Below are 15,340 nucleotides of genomic sequence, written 5' to 3'. Positions count from 1 at the left end.
TAATGGTTAATTTTATTAAAGAATATAATAAAGATTTTACAAATGAGATGATTAAAGAATCAATTTTTGTAATTGATAATAATTGCTTACTATTCCCTCTGAAAGATTATGTTTTGGGCGATAAAATAGTAGATTCGTTCAATATAATAAAAAATGATGTTTATATTCCATATGTAACACAAATTGAATATTTAGAAAATGAATCAAACACCATAAATAAGCGGAAGGAACAAGTAAAAAAAGCAAAAAAAATAATTTCGGACATTGAAGAGTCAAATCAACTATTAGATTTTAGAATAAAAAATACCATAAATAATAATCTTTTTAATGAAATTGAAAAATATAAAAAAGATGATGCTATGAGATCTATGTACGAACAAATTTCAAGTTTTAAAAATGAGTATGTAGATAAAATTAAAAATTATGAAGAAAAGTTGAAGTTGATAAATGATGAATTGGCAGAGGAGAAAAATAAGCTATTAAAAAAAGTTGATTGGAAATTATCAACTACGAGTGTCGATGAAATAAAGAGAGTAATTGAGAAATTCCTAGATGAGGTAAAGCTAGGATTAGACTACACTGATGATATCTTGAGTAGATATACTGAGGTAATAAATGAACGTTATAATTCAAACATTTCTCCAGGATATGAAGATATTGATGGAAAATCTAACCGAACAATTTTTTTAGGAGGTAAATCAGTACCTAGACATTATTCGGATGCAATTTTTTGGTTAGATACATTAGATTATATTATATGTAACCCAAATGTAACTAAAGATAAGAAATATTTGATTATTATTTCGAATGAAGGAAAACAAGACTGGGTTGTTGGAGGTAATAAAACAAAAATCAATCTTGACATGTATTCGGAATGCTATAGAAAAACAGGTTTGATTGTTAAAAAAATAGATATTTGGACACTCTTAAACGTAACGGGAGTAGCGGATGGCAGTTCAATTGAAATTTCCCGTAAAAATTATGAAACTGGAAAATATGATTTTAGATTATACGGACAGGATTATATTGGTATAGAACAACAATCTAAAATGATGGAAATTATATTTGAAAAAATTATTTCAAAAATTGATGGATCGACTTTAAACATTCCGTGTGTCGTATCGTTTGAAGATTCACTGGAAGGCGTTAACACAACATTTGATAAATATCTAATGGTTAGAGATAGCCTAGGGAATGAATTTTTAGTAGGGACGTCTTTGAATTTTTCTCAAAAACTTAGATATATTTTTGATTTATTGGATTCTAGAGTTGAGGGTAGTGCCCCGCAATTAAAATTTATGGACAGTAGTGTTCAAAGTGAGTGGGAAAAAATATGTCGTCGAAGAAAAAAATGAAAATTTCCCAAGTCATCGTGGTTGAAGGTCGTGATGATACGGCCAATCTCAAACGCTATTTCGATGTAGAGACCTATGAGACTCGAGGTTCTGCCATCAATGACCAGGACATAGAGCGGATTCAGCGCCTACACCAACGTCATGGAGTCATTGTCTTTACAGACCCAGATTTTAATGGGGAACGGATTCGTCGTATGATTATGACGGCCATTCCAACAGTTCAGCATGCCTTCCTCAAACGAGATGAAGCTGTTCCTAAGTCCAAAACCAAGGGGCGGTCTCTGGGAATTGAGCATGCCAGCTATGAGGATCTGAAAACAGCTCTAGCTCAGGTGACAGAACAATTTGAACATGAGAGCCAGTTTGACATCAGTCGTAGCGACTTGATTCGCCTTGGTTTTCTAGCGGGAGCAGACAGCCGTAAGCGACGAGAATATCTAGGAGAGGCTCTCCGAATTGGCTATTCTAACGGCAAGCAACTCCTCAAGCGCTTAGAGTTGTTTGGAGTCACCTTGGCAGAAGTGGAAGAAGCTATGAAATCTTATGAGTAGGAAAGATGTAGCCGTTACAATTTTTTAAGTTTCACAGTATTTTTCGAAGCAGGTAGAAGAGGAGGCGTCTGATGTTAATTGGTCAAAAAATCAAAGAGATTCGGATAGAGAAAGGAATTAGTCGTCCAGATTTTTGTGGAGATGAGCAAGAACTGACAGTTCGTCAACTGTCGCGAATTGAAAGTGGAGCTTCGCAACCGAGTTTGCCCAAGTTAGACTATATTGCTCGCCGGCTAGGAGTTCCAGCTTATAGTCTTATGCCGGATTTTTCTGCTCTTCCTCCTGCTTATTTGGAATTGAAATACCAGATTTTACGTGAACCAATCTATGGTAAAGAAGAGGAGTATGATAAGAAGGAAGCGTGTTTGGAAGAGATAGAGGATTTATTTTATGAGCAACTTCCTAATGAGGAAAAAATATGGTTTGAAGCTACTAGAGCAACGATAGATGTTATTCGAAGCGGACGACCAGAATATGGGGAAACCGTACTGGACGATTATTTTAAAACAATTTATGATAAGGAATTGTTTTTGATAAATGAATTAGAAGTTATCAACTTATATTTTGCTATAGTGCTTACAAAGATAAAACAAGGTCAAAATCAGATTGAAGAAATTAACAGAATTCATTCGTTTTTAGTTCGTTTGACAAATCATGTAGAATTAATTGCACCAGAATATCTGTTTGCTTTAAGTAGCACTTTGTTTTCGGGTCTAGCCTGTTTGGATAATTTGTCGTCTTATGATTCACTAGAAGCTTATATCTTTAGCCTTAATCATATAATGGAAAAAACACAAGATTTCCAGAAGAAACCAATTATATTAATGTTGGAGTGGAAATTATCTCTAATAATAAACAATGATTATGTTTCTGCCGAACAGTTCTATCAGAAATCGAAGCTATTTGCTGATATAATAGAAAATTCTTATTTAGTTACTATGTTGGAGAAACAATGGCAAGAAGATTTAAAAAAATATTTATAAACATAGTGAATCAGTGACAAAAATGTCCTTGTTCTTGCATCAAAACAGTTCTAAAGTTCGTCTTTAGAGCTGTTTTTTAGATATAAGCTAAAAATGGCACGAAATGGTTATATTTTAAGGACATTGATGTCCTTTGAGTTTATTTAAGAATAATTTATAATTAATTAAAATGTGAAAGGAGATTACAGTATGAACTTTTTTAGTTTATTTTATCTAGTTACTTGGTGGTTTAAATAAAATTTAGTTATGTCTACTTAGTTTCAAAATAGATTCTTTAGGGCAAAGTGTCAGTTTATTAGGATAGTTATGATAAAAATGTATATTTCGAGGAGAAAATAAAATGAAAAATAAGATTTTAACAAAAACAGCAATTGTTTTAAGTTGCTTTTTAACATTAAGTACTGTTGCTCTCCCATCTGCAACTGCTTTTGCTTCTACATATTCAGTTTCGGATAAAGCAACTCAAGTTTCAAAACGTTCTACGGTAACTAATAGTGAAGGAAAACATATCTACGTAGATAACGGACGTATATTAGAATTTGATAAAGATACTGTTTCGCAAGAGGATATCCAAGCTGCTAAAATGGACAGAGGAAAGTGGTCTTTTTCAGTTACAGCTATTCGAAAAGGTTATAGTAAACTCCCTTCGAATGTTAAAAGATGGATAAATCAATATATAGGATTGAATGCCATATTGAGTACACTAGAACACTTTACTGGTTGGATTGAAGATGGAATCTACCAGGCTTGTAAGCGTGCAGGTATGCCAGATTGGATGGCTTGGACAGTAGCTAAAGCTTTGACCTTGATAGCACTATAGTTTATGAAAAAATTAAAAAAATACCTTCCATTCTTTTTCTGTCTACTATACCTAATACACGGAATACTTGATTTATCAACTTTAAATATTTTAGGTGCAATCTTTAAAATTATAATTAGTACTTTGGGTATAATAGTTACATATCCGTTTTATAAAGAAGGAAACGAATAATTTAAAGAAATAATTCTGTACTCAGTCTTATTTAGTTGTTCTCATAGTAGTAGGAATAATCCGTGTTTACCATTTGCGAGTAATAAACAATAATCCTAAAAAAGTCTCTGACAACTAGTGATTGATTTTTCTCGGATTAGTTTCACACAATTGTTTATACGAATGATTGGAGATTATGTTAAATTTACTTTGTGGTATTTTGCAATCAGAGTACATCAAATAGGCACCTTTTTATGTGTCCTTCGTTTTATAATAGGGTAAGAATATTTATAAATATCGTGAAGCAATGACAAAAATGTCCTTGTTCTTACATCAAAACAGTTCTAAAGTTCGTCTTTAGAGCTGTTTTTTTAGATATAAGCTAAAAATAATATAAAATAGTTAGATTTTAAGGACATTGACGTCCTTGATACTTCTTGAAAAAACGGATATAATATATTTGAAGATGTTGCTAGTAGAAAGAATTTAATAAACTTCTTAACATGGCAGTGACTGTGGTCACCTTCTCACTAAGTGACCAAGTAACTTTTTGGAGGAAATGATGAAACGCTTATTTATTTTGATTTCAATGGTATTGGTATCGCTTTATATGGTGATAACTTCTGTTGACCATCGAGAAGAGATTTTATTTGGTAACTATCCTTCTGTTGATGTGACAGGAGTGGTGATAAATCAATCAGTAGCTAGTCACGAAAAGGTGACAGAGGCTTTGAGTCACTTGGCGGTAGAGCACAATAGTCTCATCGCTCGTCGGATTGTTGAGCCAAATGAAGCTGGAGAAACACGCTTTACCTATGCCACTTATGGTCAGGGAGAGCTTCCAGAAGGTCTGACCATTTCCTCCAAGGATAGTGCAGAAACGAGTGATTTATTAGGGTCTTACTTGATTGTATCAGGAAGTTTGGATGGAGTGAGTTTACAGACCACCTTGAAAGAGCTTGGTTATCAAGGCTTTGTTTCGAATGGAGAAGATCCATTTTCGATAGTCTTACTATTGACGGCCACCCCTATGGTGCTACTGAGTTTAGCTATTTTTCTGCTGACCTTTATGAGTTTGACCCTGATTTATCGGATCAAATCCCTTCGTCAAGCAGGGATTCGCTTAATCGCTGGTGAGAGCTTGTTTGGGGTGGCTCTCAGACCAGTGTTAGAAGATGTGAGACAGCTTATCTGCTCAGTGCTGGTATCCAGTCTTGTGGGATTGGGGCTTCTCTGGTATCAAGGTGCCTTGTTTATGGCAACGGTGCAACTTGTCATCATTGCTCTTCTACTTTATGGCTTGACCTTGGCAGGGATTTCTACCTTACTAAGTGTCGTGTATCTACTTGGTTTACAGGGAAATAGTCTGGTGGATCTCTTGAAAGGGAAACTCCCTCTCAAACGTATGATGACATTGATGATGATGGGGCAACTCTTGGCCGTGCTGGTGGTCGGTTCGAGTGCAACTACTCTCCTACCTCACTACCGTGAAATGCAGGAGATGGAGAAGGCAAGCGATAAATGGAGCCAGTCCTCAGACCGTTACCGTCTATCCTTTGGTTGGTCTAGTGCATTTGCCGATGAAGAAGGAATGCGTAAGGATAATCGTGAGTGGCAGACATTTACTGAAGAACGGTTAGCCAATACAGACTCTTTTTATATTATGAGCAATGTTGACAATTTCTCAGATGGAGCAGAAGTGGACCTAGATGGCAATCGTCTCAGTGACTACACACCGTCAGGGAATGTTATCTATGTCTCACCGCGCTATCTGATAGAAGAAAAGATTACCGTTTCTTCAGAGTTTATGGATAAGATGCAAAACTTGTCTGAGGGAGAGTTTGGGCTGATCTTGCCTGAGAGCTTGCGAGAGCAGTCTGCCTACTACCAAGGATTATTTACAGATTACCTGCAAAGATTTTCATCTGAAAGTGTAGAAGTGACGAGTCGGAAACACTACCTTCCACAGCTAAGGCTAGATTTTACAGAAACAGGACAGGAACGTTTCCTCTATAATGATGGGTACAAGACAACACGTCAGTACCTAAAAGATCCGATTATTGTAGTTCTAACGCCGCAAGCGACTGGAACAAGACCTGTTGCAGGGATGTTGTGGGGAACTACGGCTAATAGTGCCTTGAAACTAGATCGATATGGAGACAGCATCACCGCTCTAAAAGAGCAAGGTCTGTATCACAAGGTCTCTTACTTGGTAAAAAGCCAGCTATTTTTTGCCAAGGTACTAAATGACAAACGGGTGGAGTTTTACTCTCTCCTTATTGGGACGATTTTGACCCTGTCTACGGCTATCTTGTTATTTGATTCCATGAGTCTTCTCTATTTTGAGCAGTTCAGACGGGAGCTCATGATTAAACGTCTTTCTGGTATGACAATCTATGAGCTTCATGGCAAGTATTTACTGGCGCAAGGAGGAGTTCTCTTACTTGGGCTAATCCTATCTAGTGTTTTGACAGGAGATAGCTTGATTAGCGCTCTAGTTGTAGCTTTGTTTACGCTTAACGCTCTGTTGATTTTAGTAAGGCAGGACAAAAAAGAAGAAGCTGGTAGCATGGCAGTATTGAAAGGAAAATAAGATGATTGATATTCAAGGATTGGAAAAGAAGTTTAATGACCGCGCGATTTTCTCTGGTTTAAACCTCAAGCTGGAGAAGGGCAAGGTCTATGCCTTAATCGGGAAGAGTGGGAGCGGAAAGACGACGCTGCTGAATATCTTAGGAAAGCTAGAAAAGATAGATGGTGGAAGGGTTCTCTATCAGGGGAAAGATTTAAAAACCATTCCCACTCGTGAGTATTTTCGAGACCAGATGGGCTATCTCTTTCAAAATTTTGGCCTTTTAGAAAACCAATCAATCAAAGAGAATTTGGATTTGGGCTTTGTTGGTCAGAAAATCTCAAAAGTAGAACGTTTGGAAAGGCAAGTGGAGGCTTTAGAAAAGGTTAATCTAGGGTATTTGGATTTGGAACAAAAAATTTATACTTTATCTGGGGGAGAGGCACAACGAGTTGCCCTTGCGAAGACTATTTTGAAAAATCCACCCTTGATTTTGGCATATGAACCAACAGCAGCTCTTGATCCTGAAAATTCAGAGGAGGTTATGAATCTCTTGGTGGGCTTGAAAGATGAAAATCGAATGATCATCATTGCGACTCATAATCCCCTAGTCTGGAATAAGGCCGATGAAATCATTGATATGAGGGAGCTTGCTCATGTGTGAAAAAATCCGTATTCGCAGGGTATCTGATTATCCTAGTGCCAGAGGTGGTTTAGAAGATATCCTCATCATGGAAAATATGACCAATCATCTCCTTTTAGTTCAAATCCGAGTGAATGGCTATTTGCTTGATTTTGCTAGCATTGAAGGGCAAAGGCAAAAGCATTATCGTTTGAAAAATTTACCTCAAACGGTTGAATTGACAGTGGACGATGTGGAGGAGGATGTAGATTTGACCCTACCTGAAAATCGAAGTTATCAAGAAGCTGATTTTTTGATACTCAATGAAAATCAAAGAGCAAACTAGGAAGCTAGCCGCAGGCTGTACTTGAGTACGGCAAGGTGAAGCTGACGTGGTTTGAATTTGATTTTCGAAGAGTATGAACGTATGTTTCGAGAGAACCGCTCAGTCCCCCTTTAAAGATTTCCAAAACTATCTTTCTTCATGAGGAAAGATAGTTTTTTGGTATGATTTTCACCCCCAAAATACAAGGGGAATGTGTTACAATAGTAGTAACAGATAATAGAAAAGAGAATAGATGAGAATTGCAGATTATAGCGTGACCAAGGCAGTGCTGGAGCGTCACGGTTTTACCTTTAAAAAGTCTTTCGGGCAAAACTTCTTGACGGATACCAATATTCTACAAAAAATCGTGGATACGGCTGAGATTGATGGCCAGGTTAATGTCATCGAAATCGGGCCAGGGATTGGTGCCTTGACGGAGTTTTTGGCTGAGCGTGCAGCAGAGGTCATGGCCTTTGAAATTGACCATCGTTTGGTGCCAATCCTAGCAGATACCCTGCGTGATTTTGATAATGTGACCGTTGTCAACGAGGATATTCTCAAGGTTGACTTGGCGCAACATATCCAGAATTTTAAAAATCCTAACCTGCCAATCAAGGTAGTGGCTAATTTGCCTTACTACATCACGACGCCTATTCTCATGCACTTGATCGAGAGCGGAATTCCTTTTAGTGAGTTTGTGGTCATGATGCAAAAAGAGGTAGCGGACCGCATTTCCGCTCAACCAAATACCAAGGCATATGGCAGTTTGTCAATCGCTGTGCAGTATTACATGACTGCCAAGGTTGCCTTTATCGTGCCTCGTACGGTCTTTGTGCCAGCGCCAAATGTGGACTCAGCTATTTTGAAAATGGTACGCCGTCCAGAACCAGCTGTAGCAGTGGAAGACGAGAGCTTCTTCTTTAAGGTTTCCAAGGCAAGTTTCACCCATCGTCGCAAGACCTTGTGGAATAACTTGACAGGTTACTTTGGCAAGACTGAGGAAGTCAAGGACAAGCTGATCAAGGCTTTGGACCAAGCAGGCTTGTCACCAAGTGTGCGTGGGGAAGCTCTCAGCTTGGCAGAATTTGCCGGTCTAGCAGATGCACTTAAGGGGCAAGGACTCTAAGATGCAAGGACAAATTATTAAAGCCCTGGCAGGATTCTACTATGTGGAGAGTGAGGGTCAGGTTTATCAGACACGTGCGCGTGGGAATTTTCGTAAAAAAGGTCATACTCCTTACGTTGGGGACTGGGTAGATTTTTCTGCCGAGGAAAATTCAGAAGGCTATATCCTCAAAATTTACGAACGGAAAAACAGTTTGGTTCGTCCGCCTATTGTTAATATTGACCAAGCCGTGGTGATCATGTCCGTCAAGGAACCGGACTTCAACAGCAATTTGCTGGATCGGTTCTTAGTTCTTTTGGAGCACAAGGGTATTCATCCCATCGTCTATATTTCCAAAATGGATTTGCTGGAAGATAGGGAAGAACTGGATTTTTATCAACAGACCTATGGTGACATCGGCTATGACTTTGTGACCAGTAAGGAGGAACTCCTGCCTTTGTTAACAGGTAAGATTACAGTCTTTATGGGGCAGACAGGTGTTGGTAAGTCAACCCTTCTCAATAAAATCGCACCAGACCTCAATCTTGAAACAGGAGAGATCTCAGACAGTTTGGGTCGCGGTCGTCATACCACTCGAGCTGTTAGTTTTTACAACCTCAATGGGGGCAAAATCGCAGATACACCAGGATTTTCATCCTTGGACTACGAAGTATCAACGGCGGAAGACCTCAATCAGGCCTTTCCAGAGATTGCTACTGTCAGTCGAGACTGCAAATTTCGCACTTGTACCCATACCCATGAGCCGTCTTGTGCGGTCAAGCCAGCAGTGGAAGAAGGTGTTATTGCCAGCTTCCGTTTTGACAACTACCTGCAATTCCTCAGCGAAATTGAAAATCGCAGAGAAACATATAAAAAGGTCAGCAAAAAAATTCCAAAATAAGGAGAAACCTATGTCTCAATACAAGATTGCTCCGTCAATTCTGGCAGCAGATTATGCCAACTTTGAACGTGAAATTAAACGCCTAGAAGCAACTGGGGCAGAGTATGCCCATATCGATATTATGGATGGTCATTTTGTACCGCAAATCAGTTTTGGTGCGGGTGTGGTCGAAGCTCTTCGCCCTCATAGCAAGATGGTTTTCGATTGCCACTTGATGGTGTCAAACCCTGAGCATCATTTAGAGGACTTTGCGCGTGCAGGTGCGGATATTATCAGTATCCATGTGGAAGCAACGCCTCATATTCATGGTGCCCTCCAAAAGATTCGTTCACTCGGAGTTAAGCCTTCAGTCGTTATCAATCCTGGCACACCAGTTGAAGCCATTAAGCATGTGCTTCACCTAGTTGACCAAGTCTTAGTCATGACGGTTAACCCAGGCTTTGGTGGACAAGCCTTTCTACCAGAGACCATGGATAAGGTCTGTGAGTTGGTTGCTCTTCGTAAGGAAAAAGGTTTGAACTTTGAAATCGAAGTGGATGGCGGGATTGATGACCAAACTATTGCCCAAGCTAAAGAAGCTGGTGCGACCATTTTTGTAGCAGGTTCCTATGTCTTTAAGGGAGATGTCAATGAGCGAGTACAAACTCTCAGAAAACAACTGGACTAGGGTTGCAGTTTTTGCAGGCGGAGACCGCGGCCATTATCGGACGGACTTTGATAGTTTTGTCGGTGTGGATCGAGGATCGCTCTGGGTTTTGGAAGAAAATCTACCTCTTGCTCTAGCGGTTGGAGATTTTGATTCTGTGACGGAAGAAGAGCGACAGGTGATTCAAAAACGTGCCCAGCATTTTGTCCAAGCCCGACCAGAAAAAGATGATACAGATTTGGAATTGGCTCTCTTAACCATCTTTGAGCAAAATCCTCAGGCTGAGGTTACTATTTTTGGTGCTTTGGGTGGCCGTATTGATCACATGCTGGCCAATGTTTTTCTTCCTAGCAATCCCAAGTTGGCGCCTTATATGCGCCAGATAGAAATTGAGGATGGGCAAAACTTGATTGCCTATTGTCCAGAAGGGACCAGTCAGCTTGAACCCCGTTCAGACTACGACTATCTAGCCTTTATGCCGGTTCGGGATAGCCAGCTGACTATTCTCGGTGCCAAGTATGAGTTGGCAGAGGAGAATTTTTTCTTTAAAAAAGTGTACGCTTCTAACGAATATATAGATAGGGAAGTTTCGGTGACTTGCCCAGATGGCTATGTAGTTGTCTTGCATAGTAAGGACAGGAGGTAGGATGGAAAGTTTACTTGTTCTATTATTGATTGCCAACCTAGCTGGCCTCTTTCTGATTTGGCAAAGGCAGGCTAAGCAGGAAAAACATCTCAGCAAGATCTTGGAGGATCAGGCAGATCACTTGTCAGACCAGTTGGATTATCGCTTTGAACAAGCCAGACAAGCCAGTCGGTTAGATCAAAAAGACTTGGAAGTGGCTGTCAGCGACCGTTTGCAAGAAGTGCGAATTGAGTTGCATCAAGGATTGACGCAAGTCCGTCAAGAAATGACAGATAATCTCCTCCAAACCAGAGACAAGACCGACCAACGGCTTCAAGCCCTGCAGGAATCAAATGAGCAACGTTTGGAACAAATGCGCCAAACAGTCGAGGAAAAGTTGGAAAAGACCTTGCAGACACGCTTGCAGGCTTCCTTTGAGACAGTTTCCAAACAACTGGAGTCGGTCAATCGTGGTCTTGGAGAAATGCAGACAGTTGCCCGCGATGTTGGAGCCCTCAATAAGGTTCTCTCAGGAACCAAAACGCGAGGGATTCTGGGAGAATTGCAACTGGGGCAAATTATTGAGGACATCATGACCCCTGCCCAGTATGAACGAGAATACGCAACGGTTGAAAACTCCAGTGAACGAGTTGAGTATGCCATCAAGTTACCCGGACAAGGCGACCAGGAATACGTCTATCTACCAATTGACTCCAAGTTTCCACTGGCAGATTATTACCGCTTAGAAGAAGCCTATGAAGCGGGTGACAAGGACGAAATCGAACGCTGTCGTAAGTCGCTTTTAGCAAGCGTCAAGCGCTTTGCCAAGGATATCAAGAGCAAGTACATAGCACCGCCTCGGACGACCAATTTTGGAATCTTATTTGTTCCGACAGAAGGTCTTTATTCAGAGATCGTTCGCAATCCGGTCTTCTTTGATGATTTGAGGCGGGAGGAGCAGATTATTGTCGCAGGTCCAAGTACCCTATCAGCTCTGCTTAACTCTCTATCAGTTGGTTTCAAGACTCTCAATATCCAAAAAAGTGCTGACCATATCAGCAAGACACTTGCCAGTGTCAAGACCGAGTTTGGCAAGTTTGGTGGCATTCTGGTTAAGGCACAAAAACACCTCCAACATGCCTCTAGCAATATTGATGAACTATTAAACCGTCGTACCACAGCTATCGAGCGGACGCTCCGTCACATTGAGTTATCAGAAGGTGAGCCTGCGCTTGATCTACTCCATTTCCAAGAAGATGAGGAAGAATATGAAGATTAGTCACATGAAAAAAGATGAGCTGTTTGAAGGCTTTTACCTAATCAAGTCAGCTGACCTGAGACAAACTCGAGCTGGGAAAAACTACCTAGCCTTTACCTTCCAAGATGATAGTGGCGAGATTGAAGGGAAGCTCTGGGATGCCCAACCTCATAACGTTGAGGCCTTTACAGCAGGTAAGGTTGTTCACATGAAAGGGCGCCGAGAGGTTTATAATAACACCCCTCAGGTCAATCAAATCACCTTGCGCTTGCCTCAATCTGGTGAACCCAATGATCCAGCTGATTTCAAGGTCAAGTCGCCAGTTGATGTCAAGGAAATCCGTGACTATATGGCGCAAATGATTTTTAAAATTGAAAATCCTGTCTGGCAACGAATTGTCCGAAAGCTCTACACCAAGTATGATAAGGAATTTTACTCCTATCCCGCTGCCAAGACTAATCACCATGCCTTTGAAACGGGTTTGGCCTATCATACGGCAACCATGGTGCGTTTGGCAGATGCCATTAGCGAAATCTATCCTCAGCTCAATAAGAGCCTGCTCTATGCGGGGATTATGCTACATGACTTGGCTAAGGTCATCGAGTTGACGGGACCAGACCAGACCGAGTACACAGTGCGAGGTAATCTTCTTGGACATATCGCTCTGATTGATAGTGAAATTACTAAGACAGTTATGGAACTCGGTATCGATGATACCAAGGAAGAAGTCGTTCTGCTTCGTCACGTCATCCTTAGTCACCACGGCTTGCTAGAGTATGGAAGTCCAGTCCGTCCACGCATTATGGAAGCAGAGATTATCCATATGATTGATAATCTGGATGCAAGCATGATGATGATGTCAACAGCTCTGGCTTTGGTGGATAAGGGAGAGATGACCAATAAAATCTTCGCTATGGACAATCGTTCCTTCTATAAACCAGATTTAGATTAATAATTTAAGAAAAATGAGCATTTTTTAGGATAAGAATGTTCGTTTTTTTCTGTGAATATGGTATAATAAGTAAAAGATAAAAATGAATACTCTTCGAAAATCTCTTCAAACTAGGGTAACATCGCCTTGTCGTATGTATATATGTAGTTATATTACAGACTTTGTCAGTTCTATCGACAACCTCAAAACAGTGTTTTGAATCGTCAGCGACCAGCTTTCTAGTTTGCTTTTTGATTTTTTGAATAAAAATGGAATAGGAAATAGAAATGAAATTAAGAAGAAGTGATCGGATGGTTGTCATTTCCAACTATTTGATTAATCATCCTTATAAACTAACTAGTCTCAATACTTTTGCTGAAAAGTATGAATCTGCTAAATCATCTATCTCAGAAGATATCGTGATTATCAAACGCGCCTTTGAGGAAATCGAAATCGGTCATATCCAGACAGTAACTGGGGCTGGCGGAGGTGTCATCTTTACACCATCTATTTCGAGTCAGGATGCTAAGGAAATGGTTGAAGACTTGCGTGCCAAGTTGTCAGAAAGTGACCGTATCTTGCCAGGTGGTTACATCTACCTATCTGATTTACTTAGCACACCAGCCATCTTGAAAAATATTGGTCGCATTATTGCCAAGAGTTTTATGGATCAAAAAATTGACGCGGTTATGACAGTAGCGACTAAGGGTGTTCCACTTGCAAATGCAGTTGCCAATGTCCTCAATGTTCCTTTTGTTATTGTGCGCCGTGACCTGAAAATTACCGAAGGTTCAACTGTCAGCGTCAACTATGTATCAGGTTCAAGTGGTGACCGCATTGAGAAAATGTTCCTTTCAAAACGTAGTCTCAAGGCAGGCAGCCGTGTCTTGATTGTGGATGACTTCTTGAAAGGTGGCGGAACGGTCAACGGGATGATCAGTCTCTTGCGAGAGTTTGATTCAGAATTGGCAGGTGTAGCGGTCTTTGCGGACAATGCCCAAGAAGAACGTGAAAAGCAGTTTGACTACAAGTCACTCTTGAAGGTAACCAATATTGATGTCAAGAATCAAGCCATTGATGTTGAGGTTGGCAATATCTTTGACGAAGATAAATAAGAGATAGAACTAAAGGTTGGAACGATTGTCCCAGCCTTTCTTTGCAAATAGAATAGAAGGAAACTTATGAAAACACCATTTATCAATAAAGAAGACTTAGAAGCGATTGTTGCCGAGTTCCCGACTCCCTTTCACTTGTATGATGAGAAGGGAATTCGTGAGAAGGCAAGAGCCGTCAATCAAGCCTTTTCGTGGAACAAGGGCTTTAAGGAATATTTTGCAGTTAAGGCTACTCCAACACCAGCTATTTTGAAAATTCTCCAAGAGGAAGGTTGCGGTGTGGACTGCTCTAGTTATGTGGAGCTTTTGATGAGTCATAAACTGGATTTCCCTGGTTCTGAGATTATGTTCTCTTCAAACAACACGCCAGATAAGGAATACGCCTATGCACGTGAATTGGGTGCTACCATTAACTTGGATGCCTTTGAAGATATTGAACATCTGGAGAGAGCAGCAGGCATTCCAGAAATCATCTCATGTCGTTACAATCCTGGAGGTGTTTTTGAACTGGGGACAGACATCATGGACAATCCTGGAGAAGCCAAGTTTGGCATGACCAAGGACCAGCTCTTTGAAGCTTTTGCTATCTTGAAGCAAAAAGGAGCTAAGACTTTTGGGATTCACTCCTTTCTAGCATCCAATACCGTCACCCATCTCTATTATCCAGAGTTGGCGCGTCAGCTTTTTGAATTGGCTGTTGAAATCAAGGAAAAGTTGGGTATTTCACTAGACTTTATCAATCTTTCTGGCGGTATTGGAGTCAACTATCGTCCTGAGCAGGAGCCAAATGATATTGCCTTGATTGGTGAGGGGGTTCGTAAGGTTTATGAAGAGGTCCTTACGCCAGCAGGTCTTGGTCAGGTCAAGATTTTTACCGAATTGGGTCGTTTTATGTTGGCACCTCACGGTACTTTGGTCACAAGAGTCACTCATAAGAAGAAAACCTACCGTACCTATCTAGGTGTGGATGCATCAGCAGTCAATCTCATGCGTCCAGCTATGTACGGAGCCTACCATCATATTACTAACGTGACCCATCCAGATGGACCAGTTGAAGTGGTAGATGTGGTCGGTTCACTTTGTGAAAACAATGATAAATTTGCAGTGAATCGCGAACTTCCTCATACAGAAATCGGTGATTTGCTGGTCATTCATGATACAGGTGCCCACGGTTTTTCAATGGGCTACCAGTACAACGCCAAACTTCGTTCTGCGGAAATCCTTTATACCGAAGAAGGCAAAGCCCGTCAAATCCGCCGTGCAGAGCGTCCTGAGGACTATTTTGCAACCTTGTATGGCTTTGATTTTGAAGAAGAATCTGATAAGTAATTGAAAATGAAATTGAAAAACAGATTGCTTTCTAAAAAATAGGTAAAAATCT

15 protein-coding genes are annotated in these 15,340 nt (G+C 40.3%); all 15 read left to right on the top strand.

All coding sequences use genetic code 11. The annotated features are described in order from the left end of the window. Nucleotides 1-2: 2 nt before the first annotated feature. The 15 genes from HT725_RS06205 (at nucleotide 3) to HT725_RS06135 (ending at nucleotide 15,288) form a co-directional block, all read left to right on the top strand. Nucleotides 3-1,355, top strand: a complete 1,353-nt coding sequence (locus HT725_RS06205; protein WP_173212228.1) for a PIN-like domain-containing protein — start codon at nucleotides 3-5, stop codon at nucleotides 1,353-1,355. Then, the gene (rnmV, locus tag HT725_RS06200; protein WP_173212226.1) at nucleotides 1,334-1,906 is read left to right on the top strand and encodes a ribonuclease M5; all 573 of its coding nucleotides are present in this window, start codon (nucleotides 1,334-1,336) and stop codon (nucleotides 1,904-1,906) included. Before HT725_RS06205 ends, rnmV begins: the two co-directional genes overlap by 22 nt. 71 nt (nucleotides 1,907-1,977) lie before the next feature. Next, nucleotides 1,978-2,889, top strand: a complete 912-nt coding sequence (locus tag HT725_RS06195; protein ID WP_173253234.1) for an XRE family transcriptional regulator — start codon at nucleotides 1,978-1,980, stop codon at nucleotides 2,887-2,889. Nucleotides 2,890-3,229: 340 nt separating this feature from the next. Beyond that, a complete protein-coding gene (locus tag HT725_RS06190; protein ID WP_173212222.1) occupies nucleotides 3,230-3,709 on the top strand; it encodes a hypothetical protein in 480 nt (159 codons plus the stop codon). A 712-nt stretch (nucleotides 3,710-4,421) separates the two neighbouring features. Beyond that, the gene (locus HT725_RS06185) at nucleotides 4,422-6,452 is read left to right on the top strand and encodes a bacteriocin-associated integral membrane family protein (RefSeq protein ID WP_173253233.1); all 2,031 of its coding nucleotides are present in this window, start codon (nucleotides 4,422-4,424) and stop codon (nucleotides 6,450-6,452) included. 1 nt (nucleotide 6,453) lies between these two features. After that, nucleotides 6,454-7,095 (top strand): ABC transporter ATP-binding protein, encoded by a 642-nt coding sequence (locus HT725_RS06180; RefSeq protein WP_173253232.1) that lies wholly within the window; start codon nucleotides 6,454-6,456, stop codon nucleotides 7,093-7,095. Further along, on the top strand, nucleotides 7,088-7,399 hold the full coding sequence (locus tag HT725_RS06175) for a hypothetical protein (protein ID WP_000333265.1): 312 nt from the start codon (nucleotides 7,088-7,090) through the stop codon (nucleotides 7,397-7,399). The genes HT725_RS06180 and HT725_RS06175 overlap by 8 nt, the downstream gene beginning before the upstream one ends. Before the next feature lie 232 nt (nucleotides 7,400-7,631). After that, nucleotides 7,632-8,504 (top strand): 16S rRNA (adenine(1518)-N(6)/adenine(1519)-N(6))-dimethyltransferase RsmA, encoded by an 873-nt coding sequence (rsmA, locus tag HT725_RS06170; protein WP_173253231.1) that lies wholly within the window; start codon nucleotides 7,632-7,634, stop codon nucleotides 8,502-8,504. Nucleotide 8,505: 1 nt separating this feature from the next. Then, nucleotides 8,506-9,384 carry a ribosome small subunit-dependent GTPase A gene (gene rsgA, locus HT725_RS06165; protein ID WP_173253230.1) on the top strand — a complete coding sequence of 293 codons (879 nt, stop codon included), beginning with the start codon at nucleotides 8,506-8,508 and terminating at the stop codon, nucleotides 9,382-9,384. A 10-nt stretch (nucleotides 9,385-9,394) separates the two neighbouring features. After that, the gene (gene rpe, locus HT725_RS06160; RefSeq protein WP_112445146.1) at nucleotides 9,395-10,051 is read left to right on the top strand and encodes a ribulose-phosphate 3-epimerase; all 657 of its coding nucleotides are present in this window, start codon (nucleotides 9,395-9,397) and stop codon (nucleotides 10,049-10,051) included. Beyond that, entirely contained in the window at nucleotides 10,014-10,676 is a 663-nt protein-coding gene (locus HT725_RS06155; protein ID WP_112445144.1) for a thiamine diphosphokinase, read from the top strand. Before rpe ends, HT725_RS06155 begins: the two co-directional genes overlap by 38 nt. 1 nt (nucleotide 10,677) lies before the next feature. Further along, nucleotides 10,678-11,934, top strand: coding sequence for a DNA recombination protein RmuC (locus tag HT725_RS06150; RefSeq protein WP_173253229.1), 1,257 nt, complete (start codon nucleotides 10,678-10,680; stop codon nucleotides 11,932-11,934). Further along, nucleotides 11,924-12,865, top strand: a complete 942-nt coding sequence (locus HT725_RS06145) for a 3'-5' exoribonuclease YhaM family protein (RefSeq protein ID WP_173253228.1) — start codon at nucleotides 11,924-11,926, stop codon at nucleotides 12,863-12,865. Before HT725_RS06150 ends, HT725_RS06145 begins: the two co-directional genes overlap by 11 nt. 266 nt (nucleotides 12,866-13,131) lie before the next feature. Continuing rightward, nucleotides 13,132-13,959 (top strand): pur operon repressor, encoded by an 828-nt coding sequence (gene purR, locus HT725_RS06140; RefSeq protein WP_025169708.1) that lies wholly within the window; start codon nucleotides 13,132-13,134, stop codon nucleotides 13,957-13,959. A gap of 66 nt (nucleotides 13,960-14,025) precedes the next feature. Next, nucleotides 14,026-15,288 (top strand): diaminopimelate decarboxylase, encoded by a 1,263-nt coding sequence (locus HT725_RS06135; protein WP_173253227.1) that lies wholly within the window; start codon nucleotides 14,026-14,028, stop codon nucleotides 15,286-15,288. Nucleotides 15,289-15,340: the final 52 nt, after the last annotated feature.

It is taken from the genome of Streptococcus sp. 2579 (genome assembly GCF_013277195.1).
In the GTDB taxonomy this organism is placed as follows: Bacteria; Bacillota; Bacilli; order Lactobacillales; family Streptococcaceae; genus Streptococcus.
This window is presented reverse-complemented; position numbering and strand designations above follow the sequence as displayed.

Bases quoted from the DNA above. Each gene is read 5' to 3' on its own strand.
- HT725_RS06195 (WP_173253234.1), top strand. From the start codon at position 1,978: ATGTTAATTGGTCAAAAAATCAAAGAGATTCGGATAGAGAAAGGAATT.
- rsmA (WP_173253231.1), top strand. From the start codon at position 7,632: ATGAGAATTGCAGATTATAGCGTGACCAAGGCAGTGCTGGAGCGTCAC.
- HT725_RS06155 (WP_112445144.1), top strand. From the start codon at position 10,014: ATGAGCGAGTACAAACTCTCAGAAAACAACTGGACTAGGGTTGCAGTT.
- rnmV (WP_173212226.1), top strand. From the start codon at position 1,334: ATGTCGTCGAAGAAAAAAATGAAAATTTCCCAAGTCATCGTGGTTGAA.
- HT725_RS06175 (WP_000333265.1), top strand. From the start codon at position 7,088: ATGTGTGAAAAAATCCGTATTCGCAGGGTATCTGATTATCCTAGTGCC.
- HT725_RS06135 (WP_173253227.1), top strand. From the start codon at position 14,026: ATGAAAACACCATTTATCAATAAAGAAGACTTAGAAGCGATTGTTGCC.
- HT725_RS06185 (WP_173253233.1), top strand. From the start codon at position 4,422: ATGAAACGCTTATTTATTTTGATTTCAATGGTATTGGTATCGCTTTAT.
- purR (WP_025169708.1), top strand. From the start codon at position 13,132: ATGAAATTAAGAAGAAGTGATCGGATGGTTGTCATTTCCAACTATTTG.
- HT725_RS06205 (WP_173212228.1), top strand. From the start codon at position 3: ATGGTTAATTTTATTAAAGAATATAATAAAGATTTTACAAATGAGATG.
- rpe (WP_112445146.1), top strand. From the start codon at position 9,395: ATGTCTCAATACAAGATTGCTCCGTCAATTCTGGCAGCAGATTATGCC.
- HT725_RS06180 (WP_173253232.1), top strand. From the start codon at position 6,454: ATGATTGATATTCAAGGATTGGAAAAGAAGTTTAATGACCGCGCGATT.
- HT725_RS06150 (WP_173253229.1), top strand. From the start codon at position 10,678: ATGGAAAGTTTACTTGTTCTATTATTGATTGCCAACCTAGCTGGCCTC.
- HT725_RS06190 (WP_173212222.1), top strand. From the start codon at position 3,230: ATGAAAAATAAGATTTTAACAAAAACAGCAATTGTTTTAAGTTGCTTT.
- HT725_RS06145 (WP_173253228.1), top strand. From the start codon at position 11,924: ATGAAGATTAGTCACATGAAAAAAGATGAGCTGTTTGAAGGCTTTTAC.
- rsgA (WP_173253230.1), top strand. From the start codon at position 8,506: ATGCAAGGACAAATTATTAAAGCCCTGGCAGGATTCTACTATGTGGAG.